Annotated in this window: 13 protein-coding genes; 11 read left to right on the top strand and 2 right to left on the bottom strand. The window is 37.6% G+C overall.

What is annotated here, in order from left to right; translation table 11 throughout:
- The first annotated feature begins 80 nt into the window (after positions 1 to 80).
- The 4 genes from EJF36_RS11060 to EJF36_RS11045 all read left to right on the top strand — a co-directional run bounded on the left by EJF36_RS11060 (position 81) and on the right by EJF36_RS11045 (position 3520).
- Entirely contained in the window at positions 81 to 320 is a 240-nt protein-coding gene (locus tag EJF36_RS11060) for a hypothetical protein (protein WP_125906380.1), read from the top strand.
- Positions 321 to 588: 268 nt separating this feature from the next.
- Positions 589 to 2076 carry a glucose-6-phosphate dehydrogenase gene (gene zwf / locus EJF36_RS11055; RefSeq protein WP_125906379.1) on the top strand — a complete coding sequence of 496 codons (1488 nt, stop codon included), beginning with the start codon at positions 589 to 591 and terminating at the stop codon, positions 2074 to 2076.
- 14 nt (positions 2077 to 2090) lie between these two features.
- On the top strand, positions 2091 to 2711 hold the full coding sequence (locus EJF36_RS11050) for a cyclase family protein (RefSeq protein ID WP_125906378.1): 621 nt from the start codon (positions 2091 to 2093) through the stop codon (positions 2709 to 2711).
- A 392-nt stretch (positions 2712 to 3103) separates the two neighbouring features.
- Positions 3104 to 3520: an RDD family protein gene (locus EJF36_RS11045; protein ID WP_125906377.1), complete on the top strand. Its 417-nt coding sequence runs from the start codon at positions 3104 to 3106 to the stop codon at positions 3518 to 3520.
- Between the two features lie 199 nt (positions 3521 to 3719).
- Here the strand turns inward: EJF36_RS11045 and gndA are convergent, their stop codons facing one another.
- Complete coding sequence (gene gndA, locus EJF36_RS11040) at positions 3720 to 5132, bottom strand: NADP-dependent phosphogluconate dehydrogenase (RefSeq protein WP_125906376.1); 1413 nt, start codon at positions 5130 to 5132, stop codon at positions 3720 to 3722.
- A 145-nt stretch (positions 5133 to 5277) separates the two neighbouring features.
- Between gndA and EJF36_RS11035 the strand changes: the two genes are divergently transcribed.
- On the top strand, positions 5278 to 6747 hold the full coding sequence (locus tag EJF36_RS11035; protein ID WP_125906375.1) for an amidase family protein: 1470 nt from the start codon (positions 5278 to 5280) through the stop codon (positions 6745 to 6747).
- 51 nt (positions 6748 to 6798) lie between these two features.
- Here the strand turns inward: EJF36_RS11035 and EJF36_RS11030 are convergent, their stop codons facing one another.
- Positions 6799 to 8058 carry an L-lactate MFS transporter gene (locus EJF36_RS11030; protein WP_125906374.1) on the bottom strand — a complete coding sequence of 420 codons (1260 nt, stop codon included), beginning with the start codon at positions 8056 to 8058 and terminating at the stop codon, positions 6799 to 6801.
- A gap of 383 nt (positions 8059 to 8441) precedes the next feature.
- On the opposite strand from EJF36_RS11030, the gene EJF36_RS11025 reads away from it, so the two are divergent.
- From EJF36_RS11025 to EJF36_RS11000, 6 genes are all read left to right on the top strand, one after another.
- Entirely contained in the window at positions 8442 to 9653 is a 1212-nt protein-coding gene (locus EJF36_RS11025; protein WP_125906373.1) for an acyl-CoA dehydrogenase, read from the top strand.
- Positions 9654 to 9677: 24 nt separating this feature from the next.
- Positions 9678 to 10451: an SDR family oxidoreductase gene (locus tag EJF36_RS11020; RefSeq protein WP_125906372.1), complete on the top strand. Its 774-nt coding sequence runs from the start codon at positions 9678 to 9680 to the stop codon at positions 10449 to 10451.
- A gap of 77 nt (positions 10452 to 10528) precedes the next feature.
- Entirely contained in the window at positions 10529 to 11698 is a 1170-nt protein-coding gene (locus EJF36_RS11015; protein ID WP_125906371.1) for a thiolase family protein, read from the top strand.
- A 3-nt stretch (positions 11699 to 11701) separates the two neighbouring features.
- Positions 11702 to 12454, top strand: a complete 753-nt coding sequence (locus EJF36_RS11010) for an SDR family NAD(P)-dependent oxidoreductase (protein ID WP_125906370.1) — start codon at positions 11702 to 11704, stop codon at positions 12452 to 12454.
- A 26-nt stretch (positions 12455 to 12480) separates the two neighbouring features.
- Complete coding sequence (locus EJF36_RS11005; RefSeq protein ID WP_125906369.1) at positions 12481 to 14088, top strand: long-chain-fatty-acid--CoA ligase; 1608 nt, start codon at positions 12481 to 12483, stop codon at positions 14086 to 14088.
- 154 nt (positions 14089 to 14242) lie between these two features.
- The gene (locus EJF36_RS11000) at positions 14243 to 14803 is read left to right on the top strand and encodes a TetR/AcrR family transcriptional regulator (protein ID WP_125906368.1); all 561 of its coding nucleotides are present in this window, start codon (positions 14243 to 14245) and stop codon (positions 14801 to 14803) included.
- Positions 14804 to 14835 lie beyond the last annotated feature (32 nt).

Raw genomic sequence — 14835 nt, 5'->3', positions numbered from 1 at the left:
GGGGGTGTTTGCCTATACAAACGCCTATCTCAGTACATATGATGAAAGTGAAAACATAAAAATCTTGAGGAGGCATGCAAATGTATTACCCTATGCGAAACGATTCACGAATAATACCCGGTCCATTCTTGTTCGGTGGACCGTTTGTCGGTGGATTAGTTGGTGGCTTGTTAGGATCAGCTATTTTTAGACCGCGTCCATTTTACCCATATCCTCCATACGGTGCTGCACCTTATGGCCCAGGGTTCGGTCCAGGATTCGGTCCAGGATATGGCCCAGGTTTCGGACCAGGATATGGCCCGGGTCCGTATCATTATTAGCAATTAAGTGTGAGAGTACATGATTGTTCATGTGCTCTCTTAAGTTTATCGTTTTGAATTAAGAAGGATAGGTAATTTTAGATCTATGTAGCTCAGGGACTTTAAAGAATATACACAGTAAAACATGAGGAGCTTTAGGTTTAAAAGTTTTATTGAAAAACTTTTAATACATATAAGGATTAATATTTGAAAAAGACTATTAGAAAAGGTAGAATTATGAACTTAGAGAGACCAAATCTTACATAAGAAGCAAAGAGAGGCTTATCCTATGACAGTAACAAAACCAAAATCAATTGTTGTTATTTTCGGTGCAACAGGTGATTTAGCTAGTCGAAAGTTATTTCCATCTATTTATAATTTATATAAGAAAGGGAGCTTAACAGAATCATTTGCCGTAGTTGGAGTGGCTCGTAGACCATGGACAAATGAAATATTACGTGAGAACGTAGCAAAGTCTATCGAGAAATATAAACCAACTGAAGCTGAACTAGACGATTTTTGTAAGCATTTTTTCTATTTGCCATTTGATGTAACCGATAAAAGTTCTTATCAAGAACTAAAAAATATGCTTTCAAGTCTTGATAATGAGTTTGATACTGAAGGCAATCGAATTTTCTATATGGCCATGGCACCTGAATTTTTCGGTACAATAGCTGAAAACTTGAAAAATGAAGGTGTAACGGATACAAATGGCTGGACAAGGCTTGTTATTGAAAAACCGTTTGGACATGATTACGATTCCGCAAAAAAGTTAAATAACGATATTCGAGCTGCCTTCCAAGAGCATGAGATATACCGAATTGATCATTATTTAGGCAAAGAAATGGTGCAAAATATTGAGGTAATACGATTCGCAAATGCATTGTTTGAGCCATTATGGAACAATCGTTATATTTCCAACATACAAATTACTTCTAGTGAAGAACTAGGTGTAGAGGACCGTGGAGGTTATTACGATAAGGCAGGGGCTCTGCGTGACATGGTTCAAAACCACATACTTCAGATGGTTGCACTATTAGCTATGGAACCACCTATTCGTCTAGAAACTGATGAAGTCCGCAGTGAAAAAATCAAAGTACTACGTGCGCTCCGACCACTACATGTCGATGAAGTTGATTCTTACTTCGTAAGAGGTCAGTATGCCCAAAGTGAAGGTCTAGATATGAAGGGTTACCGAGAAGAAACGAATGTGCCTGAAGAATCAAACACTGAAACTTATGTAGCTGGTAAAATATATATCGATAATTTTCGGTGGGCTGGTGTCCCGTTCTACATTCGTACAGGTAAGCGTATGGCTGAAAAATCAACTAAAATCGTCATTCAATTTAAAGAATTACCACTAAATTTATATAAAGACGTAACGGATGTTGAACCGAATCTTTTAATTATACATATTCAACCAGATGAAGGGATTTCATTTGTTCTCAATGGTAAAAAAGCTGGTCCACACGGTTTAACGAGAAGAGTAAAATTGGATTATTGTAATAACTGTTTAGATGGCATGAATACACCAGAAGCCTATGAGAGATTATTACATGACTGTATGCTAGGGGACGCTACAAACTTTACACACTGGGATGAAGTAGCATTATCGTGGAAGTATGTTGATACAATTTCAAAAGCTTGGTCAGAAAAAACAGCTCAGTTCCCTAATTATGAGGCAGGGAAGATGGGTCCTAAAGCAGCTAATGAATTATTAGAAAAAGATGGTTATCATTGGTGGCCAATCTTAGATAATAATTATTATTCAGTATAATGGGGGAATGTTCAGTGAAATTTTACGATATTACTTTACCTATATATAAAGGTATGCCTGTTTATAAGAATAAGCCAGAGAAGCAACCGGCTTTTGAAACTGTAACAAACGCACATGTTACAGAAACACGATTATCAATAGACTTACACACAGGTACTCATATAGATGCACCACTTCATATGATTAATGATGGTAAAACGTTTGAAACTGTTTCGATGGACCATTTAGTTGGTGAGGCAAAAGTGTTTGACTTAACGAATGTGGAGGATAAAATATCCGCTACAGATATTGAATCATTAAATATTGAAAAGAACGACTTTGTGCTATTTAAAACTAAGAACTCGTTTGATGATGTATTTAATTTTGATTTTATATACGTGGCAGAGGATGCAGCGAAGTTGCTAGTAGAACGAGGCATTCGAGGGGTAGGAGTTGACGCACTAGGAGTTGAGCGTGCACAACCAAACCATCCGACACACAAAGCGTTATTTTCAGGCAACGTAATCGTCGTGGAAGGATTACAGCTTAAAGATGTAACAGAAGGGAAGTATTTTATGGTGGCAGCACCTATGAAAGTCGTAGGTACGGATGCCTCACCAGCACGTGTACTGCTCTTCGAAGGTAAGCCGTTTTAAAGAGAATATTTTCATGAATTATAGTTTTAAAAATTTAGGAAACTAATTATGGTCAGTCATGGAGTATTAACATGACTGACTTTTTTGTCTAGATAACTTTTTTTAAAAGACAATGAAAAAAGGTATAATGGTTTCTTTTCTTGTATGTGAAGGGAATAGTCATATGTTTCATTCATAGAACATACTTGAATGAAAAGGATCTAAATCAGAAATCTATAAGTAAACAGCATACATTTGTTTTATGAACTGGTAAAACATATCCTATTCTAATGTATATTGACTGTTAAAACATATATATATAAGTATTAACATACTCCTTTAATATAACTAATTAAAACACTTACTTAAGTAAATTGAATTTCTCATAAAAAATAATAGAAAGAAGGGGTACCATGGAAATCTCGCCGGCAGGCTTTTGGATTCGTTTCTTTGCAGGTTTACTTGATTCACTGCTAGTTAACCTTCCGTTATTACTTTTGATTGGTATGTTAACAGGGGATTTTTCAGATGAAAACTCTTGGGTAAATCTATTATTTTTGCTTTATACTATAATAGTTCCAATTGTTTGGACTGGATATACTGTTGGAAAAAGGATTGTAGGGATTAGGATCGTTAAGTTGGATGGACGTAATGTAGGACTTGGTACGATGTTACTGAGAACGATCGTAGCTTCTATTGTTTATGCCCTTACATTAGGCATAGGAGTAATTGTTAGTGCGTTTATGGTAGGGTTAAGAGAAGATAAACGAGCCATTCATGATTTTATTGCTGGTACTTATGTTACCTATGCAACACCAGACCAAATGTAAGCTGTTCACTTTCTTATTTAATTCTTCACACAAAATATAATACTTGCAAATATGAATAGGTTTAAAGTAGATCCGATTTCATTTGAACAGTAGATAATTTTTGAAAAAAGTAAGTATTCAGTAACTGTGGCGCTAAGATATAATTGACTGTCATATCAAAAGAGCTTGGCAAATACCAGGCTCTTTTGATTGAAAAAATTTAAATCTTTAACCAGTCAGTATGGAAGATACCTTCTTTATCTGTTCGTTCGTACGTATGAGCACCAAAATAATCGCGTTGTGCTTGTAATAGATTAGCTGGTAAAGTTTCCGTGCGGTAGCTATCGTAATAATTTAAAGCCGCTGCAAAGCAAGGTACTGGGATTCCATGTTGAATCGCAACAACAAGTACGTCACGTAGCGATTGTTGATAGCGATCTGCAATATCCTTGAAATACTCATCTAACAACAAGTTAGCTAGTTCTTTGTTACGATCAAATGCATCCTTAATGTTTTGTAAAAATGCAGCTCGGATAATACATCCTCCTCGGAATATCATCGCTATATCCCCATATTGTAAATCCCAATTATATTCATTGGATGCTGCGCGTAATTGAGCGAATCCTTGTGCATAAGAGATCAGCTTACTTAAATATAAAGCTTTGCGAACCTTTTCGATTAACTCTTGACGGTCGCCAGTATAAGATGCTGCTTCGGGTCCTTTTAAAAGATTTGATGCGTATGCGCGTTCTTCTTTTAAAGCAGACACGAATCGGGCAAACACACTCTCTGTTATAACTGGTAAGGGTACACCAAGATCGAGGGCACTTTGACTTGTCCATTTTCCAGTTCCTTTTTGACCTGCTTTATCTAGAATTACATCAACAAGTGGCTTTCCTGTTTCATCATCATACTTTGTGAAAATATCTGCTGTAATTTCTATTAGATAGCTATCTAGTTCACCTTTATTCCATTCTGCAAATACCTCGTGTAACTCTTTTGCTGAAAGCTGTAATGTATGTTTAAGAAGAAAGTATGCCTCGGATATAAGCTGCATATCCCCGTATTCTATTCCGTTATGAACCATTTTTACATAGTGTCCAGCACCATCAGGCCCTATATATGTAGTACAAGGCTCACCATTAACTTTTGCAGCAATATCCTCAAGCATAGGACGCATAAGATCGTATGCCTCACGTTGTCCTCCAGGCATAATAGCAGGCCCTTTAAGAGCACCTTCTTCACCGCCAGATACACCTGCACCAATGAAGTGAATTCCCTTCTCAGCAAGTGCTTTGTTACGTCTCATTGTATCAAAAAAGTATGTATTACCACCATCAATAATAATATCGTTTTCTTGTAAATGTGGTAGCAAAGATTCAATAGCTAAATCTGTTACATCACCGGCTTTTACCATCAATAATATTTTTCTAGGTACTTCGAGAGAGTTCACAAATTCTTCTATAGAAATTGTAGCTTTTAATAGTTTGTCGGGGTGTTCTTCGACAATGTGCTTTGGTTTTTCGGTGTCTACATCGTAGAGAGCAACTGAATAGCCCTTGCTTTCAAAGTTGAGTACAAGGCTTTTGCCCATTACGCCAACTCCTACTACACCAATTTGTTGTTTTGTCATAATTCGACGTCCTTCCTAACAAGTATAGTCAGACTTGAATATACACAAAAAAGGCTACTGTTTCAAGTTTTATAGCCTTGATTGTGAAAGTTTTAAAAAGTATGATAAAATTTAGCATACTCTGTTAAAGAGAGAGGGGAACTAAATGAAAGATAGAAAATTGATTGAATTGGCAAATGAATGGCTTGTTGAAGCAACTATTGAAGATTTACAAAGAGCTATGTCAACAAGGGAAATATCCTCTAAACAATTAGTTATGATGTACTTACATAGAATTGCACAGTTCGATAAGCAAGGTCCAAACATAAATTCTGTTTTAGAAGTAAATCCACAGGCCATTCAAATTGCTGAGGCATTGGATTTGGAGAGAGCTGATACAGGACCTAGAAGTGACCTTCATGGCATTCCTGTTTTATTAAAGGATAATATTGATACAGGAGATGACCTTCATACTAGTGCAGGATCATTAGCGTTAAGAAATCATAGAGCTATGAAAGATTCATTTGTGGCTAAAAAGCTACGTGAGGCAGGGGCAGTAATATTAGGAAAAACAAATTTAACGGAATGGGCCAATTTCATGACAGACAATATGCCGAATGGATACAGTTCACGTGGTGGACAGGTAAAAAATCCATATGGTCCTGGGTCATTTGATGTAGGAGGCTCGAGCAGTGGGTCTGGTGCTGCTGTAGCAGCAAATTTATGTGCTTTAGCAATCGGGACAGAAACATCAGGTTCTATCTTAAGTCCTGCAAGTTCTAATAGTGTAGTAGGAATTAAACCAACAGTTGGTCTAATTAGTCGTACAGGCATTATTCCTATATCCCATACACAAGATACAGCGGGACCTATCGCTCGAACAGTTCTCGATGCTGCTATCTTATTGCAATTAATTGTCGGTAAAGATGAGACTGATCCAGTGACTTTAACTAATCCTAATGCCAACATTGATTATGTTAAAGAACTAAAAGGTTCGTCGATAGAGGGATTACGCATTGGTGTACCTAACGATGCTTACTATGAATATCTAAATGAAGATGAAAAAGATTTGATGAATGCTGTGTTAGACACATTGCGAAGCTTAGGTGCCACCGTTATTGAGGATGTTAAAATGCCACCAGTTGAACTACCTTGGGATTTTAATGTTTTACTATATGAGTTTAAAACAGGCTTAAACGCTTATTTACGTCATACTAACTCGTATGAATCTGTTAAAAATTTAGCAGATGTTATAGCTTTTAACGAACAGCATGCGAACGATACCTTGAAATATGGGCAAACTTTACTTATACAGGCAGAGGAGACGACTGGTACATTAACTGAGCCTACTTATATCAACAGCCTTTTAAATGATCAATACATATGTAAAGAAGCTGGAATAGACGCGGTATTGGAGCAAAATAACCTTGATATATTATTGTTTGCTAATAATTATGGCGCGGGAATTCCTGCGAAAGCAGGGTATCCTTCAATTACAGTGCCCGCAGGATATACAAACGAAGGAAAACCGTTAGGGGCTACTTTTACAAGTGCAGCCTTCAAAGAAATGGTATTACTAAAAGTAGCTTACGCTTTTGAAAAGGCAACGAAGTATCGTAAGGCTCCTACTTTTTAATTTCAAAACAAAAGCACCCTCCTTGAAGTAAGGAGGGTGCTCTTCTTCTAATTATGCAACTGATTCAACTTTACCTTCTGCCTCTTTGCGAATAGCATTGATGTTTAACTTCATAAGAATTGAAGTAGCAAAGGCTACAAGTAATAGACCAGCAAAAATATAAAATGTAGCATTGTAACTCTTTGTAGCATCTTTAATTGTTGCAACTAGCATTGGGCCAAATACACCTGCACATGACCAAGCTGTTAATAAGTAACCATGGATAGCCCCTAATTGTTTTGTTCCAAAAAGGTCTCCGATGAAGGCAGGAAGGGAAGAGAAACCTCCACCATATATAGTTAAGATGACAAAGATAACGATTTGGAATAATAATACATTAGATATACTCGGTAATAATAAGAATAACACTAATTGTACAGAGAAGAAGATTACAAATACATTACTTCTCCCAATGTAATCTGAGAAAGAAGCCCATGCAATTCGTCCAAATCCATTAAATAGTCCCATAAGTCCAACCATTGAAGCAGCAGCAACCACTGACATGCCGACTTTATCTTGGGCCATTGGAGAAGCTACAGAAATAAGCATGATTCCACTTGAAATGTTAATGAACATCATAACCCATAATAGCCAAAAACGCTTTGTTTTTACAGCTTCATTAGCTGTTAATTGAGAAAGATCAGCTTTTTTAGTTTGTTTTTTACCATTTGCTGCACTAGCTTTCATACCCTCAGGCATCCAACCTTCAGGTGGTCTTGTAATATAAGATGCTCCTGAAAGCATTAGTACTAAATATACAGCACCAAGAATAAAGAACGTAGTAGAAATGCCGACTGATTCAATTAAACTAGCAGCTACGGGGCTAGCAATCAATGCACCAGCACCGAATCCCATTACAGCCATTCCAGTAGCAAGACCACGTCTATCAGGGAACCACTTCACAAGAGTTGATACAGGTGATATGTAACCTACACCTAAACCAATACCACCGATAACACCATAAGTAAGGTAGTACATAATTAAAGACTCAGTTTGAATAGCAAGTCCAGAACCAAATAATCCTGTTGAGAACAAAATAGCTGCAATCGTTGCAGATTTTCTAGGGCCCCATTTTTCTACGAATCTACCAAACGTTGCTGCTGAAAGACCTAAAAAGAAAATTGCAATAGTAAATGATAAAGTAACTTCTTTACTGTTCCATCCTAATAATTCGGATAGAGGATTTTTAAATACACTGTAAGCATAAGCAGAACCAATTGATAAATGTATAGCTATTGCAGATAGTGCAATTAACCATCGATTCTTTTTCATCACAATCACCTCTAAGATAGTTTTTAATTTTATTTTTACGTTAATAAATATAACAGATACAGCGCCTGAGTGGTGTGAACGTTTTGTGAATTACTTCACAGATACTGTTTTTTATCTCTGATTATTTTCGAATTTAAGGATGATTATTACAAATAATTAACATTATGTTAAAAGAATAAGCCTAAAAATACAATGAGCTAAATCACAGTTTAAGACCAAATGTACAGTTATAAACATCTTTATATAAAAAATATTGTCGAAGTTTCCCGGTATTTTTATTGTTAGAAATTTTAGAAAAAACTTGAATGATACTAAACTCTCATATTATCATAGAATTGACCATACATACTGACCGGTTAGTTAAATGAATAGGAGGGGACTACATGTATTTTTCGTACACTGACAAGGTAAAAGGTTTGCAAGAAAAGGTTACTCAGTTTATGGAGGATAATATTTACCCCAATGAAAGACTTTATGAAGAACAAATTAATCAATTCCCTAATCGTTGGGTAGCTGTGCCACCAATAATGGAGGAATTAAAAGAAAGAGCAAAAGACGAGGGCTTATGGAATTTATTTTTACCTGAAAGTGAGTATGGAGCAGGGCTTTCTAATCTAGAATACGCACCTCTTTGTGAGATTATGGGACGTTCAATGATTGCTCCTGAGGTTTTTAATTGTAGTGCTCCTGATACAGGGAACATGGAGGTTCTCGTTCGATATGGAACTGAAGAACAAAAGAATCAATGGTTAAAGCCATTACTTAATGGTGAAATACGCTCATGCTTTTCTATGACAGAACCAGAGGTAGCTTCATCAGATGCAACTAATATTGAAGCGAGTATTGTTAAAGATGGTGATGAATACGTTATTAATGGTCGTAAATGGTGGTCTTCGGGAGCTGGGGATCCACGTTGTAAAATAGCAATAGTTATGGGGAAAACAGACCGTGACGCACCGCGATATGAACAGCAATCGATGATATTAGTACCACTAGATTCCGAAGGTGTTACGATTGAAAGAATGCTACCAGTGTTTGGCTACGACCATGCACCGCACGGCCACGCTGAGATTACATATAACAATGTAAGAGTACCAGCTTCTAATATAATTTGGGGAGATGGGAAAGGGTTTGCGATAGCACAAGGTCGTCTCGGTCCAGGTAGAATTCATCACTGTATGCGACTTATTGGTGCAGCAGAACGAGGACTTGAAGTTTTATGTAAGCGCGTTCAGGATCGTGTAGCATTTGGAAAACCACTTGCTAATCAAGGAGTTATCCAAGAGTGGATTGCAAACTCACGAATTGAAATTGAGCAGGCCCGCTTACTTACTTTAAAAGCTGCTTATATGATGGATACGGTAGGAAATAAAGAGGCTAAAGCTGAGATTGCCATGATTAAAGTAGTGGCTCCAACTATGGCATTAAATGTTCTTGATCGTTCTATTCAAGCATTAGGAGGGGCTGGTGTGAGTGATGATTTTCCAGTTGCAGCACATTGGGCTAATGCTCGTACGTTACGTTTAGCTGATGGACCAGATGAGGTACACCGTATGCAGATCGCTCGTTTAGAGTTGAAAAAATATCAGCAATAAATATTAATGAAGGAAGGTTTATACATGCATGTTTTAGATTTATTTAGATTAAATGGAAAAACTGCCATTATAACAGGGGGCGGCCGTGGTTTAGGTGAACAAATGGCTAGAGGACTGGCAGAAGCGGGGGCAAACGTTGTCCTATGTTCACGGAAGGTGGAAGCGTGTCAAGAGGTAGCGAATGAATTAACAGAGTTAGGGGTAGAAACTTTAGCGTTGGCATGTGATGTGACAAATCCTGATGATATAAAACGTGTTGTCGAAGAAACTATTAATAAGTTTGGCACGATAGATATTTTAATTAATAACAGTGGTGCTACATGGGGCGCTCCAGCTGTAGATATGCCGTTAGAAGCGTGGAAGAAGGTTATTGATGTTAATGTGACTGGAACATTTTTAATGAGTCAAGAAGTAGGAAGGCATATGATTGATAGAAAGCAAGGGAAAATAATTAACATTGCTTCAGTAGCAGGTCTTGGAGGCACAGACCCTCGTTATATGGATACGATCGGTTACAATACGAGCAAAGGAGCCGTTATCACCTTTACAAAGGATTTAGCTGTTAAATGGGGTCAATATAATATACAAGTGAATGCCATTGCACCGGGATTTTTTCCAACCAAAATGTCTACACCTTTAATTGAAAGAAGTAAAGATACTATATTAAATAGTACACCGCTAAGAAAATTCGGTGGTGAGGATGATTTAAAAGGGGTGGCATTGTTGCTTTCATCAAATGCAGCAAATTTTATGACCGGTGATGTCATTATTGTTGATGGTGGTACTCATGCGTTATAAGTATTGAGAATATAATTCAGACAGGCTGAATATATTTTTGGAAGCGTATTCAATTACGGGTTTTAAGGAGGAAAAGTGTGAATCGAGATGCTGTGATTGTTGCCGCAGTCCGTACTCCTATCGCAAAACAAGGGGGATCACTGGCAACTTTAGAAGCCCATGAATATGGAGCAATCGTAATTCAAGAAGCAATGAAACGTGCTAATGTTTCAGGGGATATGGTCGATGATGTGATTTTTGGAAACGTGTTGAGTGGTGGTGGAAATATAGCTAGATTAACAGCACTAGAAACAGGATTATCGCTAAACATTCCCGGTTTAACTGTGGATAGACAGTGTGGGTCTGGATTAAATGCTATTAATCTAGCAGCACAAGCAATTAAAGCGGGTGATGGTGATGTTTACATAGCTGGGGGGACTGAAAGTATGTCAAGAGCCCCTCACTTATTAGAGCGTCAAAGTAAAGCGTTTAGTTCTTTGCCACCAAAGTTTAAAATAGCACAATTATCACCAAAGAGAATTGGTGACCCACCCATGGGTATTACAGCTGAAAATCTTGTTGAAAAGTACAATATTAGTCGTGAAGAACAAGACTTGTTTGCGTATGAAAGTCAACAGAAAATGGCCAAGGCTATGAAAGATGGTGTTTTCGAAGAGCAAATAGTACAAGTAAGAATTCCACAGCGAAAGGGAGGCCCGTTACTGTTCACAAAAGATGAACACCCTAGACCTGATACGACGCTACAAGTATTAGGGAAGCTACGTGCTGCTTTTCGGGAAGAAGGTACTGTTACTGCTGGATCTAGTTCTGGTTTGAATGATGCTGCCTCTGCTGTAATAGTTATGTCGCGAGAAAAAGCACAATCTCTTGGATTACCAATACTCGCTACTGTACGGGAATATGCAGTTGCTGGAGTTGATCCTAATATTATGGGAATTGGACCAGTTCCTGCTACAAAAAAAGTGTTAAAAAAGGCTCGGCTGTCATTAGATGATATTGATTTAATTGAGATAAATGAAGCGTTTGCTGCTCAAGTCATCGCATGTGATCGTGAACTGCATTTTGATTGTAACAAAGTAAATGTAAATGGCGGTGCCATTGCTCATGGTCATCCACTAGGTGCCACTGGTGCTATTTTAGCAACGAAAGCTGTGTATGAATTAAAGAGACGTCAAGCACGATTCGCGCTTATAACGGCTTGCATCGGTGGTGGTCAAGGAATAGCGACAATTTTAGAAAGAGGGTAATTTATGAGATTTGAAGATAAGGTGGTTTTAATTACAGGTGCTGGAGGTGGTATTGGCCGAGCAACAGCACTTCAGTTTGCTATTGAAGGTGCTAAAGTAATTGTATCAGATATTGATGAAGCCTTAGGCTCTGAAACAGAGGCGTTAGTTCGAGAGTCTGGAGGAGAAGCACTTTTTATACAAGCGAATGTTACGGTTGAAAAGGAAGTGGATGCACTCGTTACGCAAGGTGTTAAGGCATTTGGTGGCATTGATGTGTTATTTAATAATGCAGGTATCGGTCATGAGGAGAAAAAACTAGCTGATTTGTCTTTTTCTGAATGGCAATCCGTTCTCAATGTGAACCTTGATGCCGTCTTTCTTGGCATGAAATATGCTATACCAGAGCTTATCAAACGTGGTGGTGGAGCTGTTGTGAATACATCTAGCTTATTAGGCTTAAAAGGTAAAAAATATATGGCGGCTTACAATGCATCTAAAGGCGGTGTCATCTTACTGACTCAAAATGCTGCATTAGAGTATGGAAAGCAAGGAGTACGTATAAATGCTATAGCACCTGGAGTTATTGATACCGCCATTGTTAAACATTGGCGTGAGGATGAGCGGCGCTGGCCAATTATTTCTAGAGCGAATGCACTTGGGCGTATTGGCCAACCTGATGAGGTGGCGAAGGCGGTGTTGTTTTTAGCTAGTGATGATGCTTCCTTTATTACTGGCACAACGTTATCAATAGACGGCGGCGGCTTACCTTTCTAAAAAAAGTTGAAAAGGAGAATGAAAGTATGGAAAAGGTTTGGCAAAAGCATTACCCTGATACAATTTCACATACCATTGATATTCCTAACACGACGTTACCTAATATTTTGTTGGAAACGGCACAAAAGTATCCTGATAATGAGGCACTTGTCTTTTATCATAAGCGGATATTATACAAAGAGTTACTGCAATATACATTCGGTTTTGCATCTGTTCTTCAAGATAATGCCGTTAAAAAAGGTGATCGTGTTGCGATAATGTTACCTAACTGTCCACAATATGTCATTTCTTACTATGGAACGTTAAAAGCAGGTGCTATTGTTACACAAATTAATCCTATGTTAGTAGAAAGAGAACTTGAATATATTTTGAAGGATTCAGGTGCTGAAACAATTGTTATTTTCGATCAGGTGCTACCTCGATTACAAGCAATTAAAGCTAACACGAATATTCGAAATGTCATTGTTGTAAGTTTTTCTCAAGATTTACAAACTTATAATGAAGCTGTTGGATTTGAGGATTTCTTACGTTCAGCAAAAGGGGCCCCACAATCTGTGGCAATTGATCCAGAACACGATATTGCAGTTCTTCAGTATACAGGTGGTACAACAGGACGTTCAAAAGGGGCTATGCTAACGCATCGTAATGTTGTTGCAAATGTACTACAGTCGTTTGAATTTTTTAAAGAAGAGTTTGAGCTTGGTAAAGAGCGTTGTTTAACAGTTATACCATTATTCCACGTGTTCGGTATGTCGTCTTGTATGAATCTATCTATCTATGGTGGCTCGTCTATGATTCTGCTACCTCGCTTTGATATTGATGAGTTGTTGAACACGATTAAGGCGGAAAAGCCTACTATTTTCCCTGGTGTACCGACACTATACGTTGCTTTAACAAATCACCCAAAGGCTGAAGAATATGGTATTGATAGTATTCGTATTTGCAATAGCGGTAGTGCACCTATGCCCGTTGAATTATTAAATGAATTTGAAGGTAAAACAGGAGCGAAAATATTAGAGGGCTACGGATTGTCAGAGGCTTCACCAACAACTCATTGTAACCCTGCATTTGCCGAGAGAAAGCCTGGTAGTGTTGGAATTGGCGTTCCTTCTACAGAATACAAAGTCGTGGATGTTGGCACTGGAACAGAAGAGGTACCTGCAGGTCAAATAGGCGAGCTTATTATTCGTGGACCACAGATAATGAAAGGATACTGGAATATGCCTGAAGAAACAGCAGTAACTCTTCGTGATGGCTGGTTATTTACAGGGGATATTGCAAAAGTTGATGAGGAAGGTTATACGTACATTGTTGATCGTAAAAAAGATATGATTATTGCTAGTGGTTTTAACATTTACCCACGTGATATCGAAGAAGTAATTTATGAGCACCCAGCTGTGCAAGAAGCTGTTGTTATTGGTGTTCCTGATAAATATCGCGGAGAAACAGTAAAAGCTTATGTTGTAAAGAAAGGAAACAAAGAAGTATCAGAGGAAGAAATTATAACGTATTGCAAAGAAAACATGGCAGCTTATAAAGTCCCTCAAATTGTCGAGTTTCGTGACGAGCTTCCAAAAACTAATGTAGGAAAAATATTGCGTCGAGCACTACGTGAGGAGGCTTTACAGAAATAACTGAATGTTAGATGTACATTCGCTTGTGATCACCAATTCGCTAAAACAAATAAGTTTCACGCTGACACACAATTGTTGGCGTGAAACATATTGCAAGGGGGCAGAATATGGTATAATTTTAGCGAATTTTGACAGAGATGGTGAGGGTTAAGCAATGAAAGAAAATATTATAAATGAAAGTATTATACTGTTTGAAAAGAAGGGCTTTAGCCAAACAAGTATTCAAGATATTGTTGAAGCTATTGGAGTCACAAAAGGGACATTTTATTACTATTATTCAAGCAAAGAAGAGCTATTAATGGATATACATCTTGGCTATATTGATTCACTACTTGAAAATCAGAAACAAATTAACGAAATAGAAGATACATGCAAACAAAAACTTCGCGAAATTGTATACCTACTTGTTCATGCAATTGAAACGGAAGGACCTCAAGCGCGCATCTTTTTCAGAGAAATGAGACATTTAAGTAAAGACAACTATGAAAAAATTATTGAAAAAAGAGAAAATTTTCGAATTGTTGTAGAGAAGATTGTAGAGAAAGGAATGGAAAAGGGAGAATTTAGGAACAATCTAAATGCCAAAATGACGAGTTTCGCTATATTAGGCGTCACTAATTGGAGCTATCAATGGTACAATCCATCTGGGCCAATTAATGATAAACAATTAACAGACATATATATGGACCTTATTTTGAACGGTTTAATAGCATAAACATACATTCCCCTTTGCGGGGATATAAAAGG

Source organism: Bacillus sp. HMF5848, from assembly GCF_003944835.1.
GTDB lineage: Bacteria > Bacillota > Bacilli > Bacillales > HMF5848 > HMF5848.
Note: the sequence above shows the minus strand (reverse complement) of the source record. Positions and strands in the feature narration are given on the sequence as shown.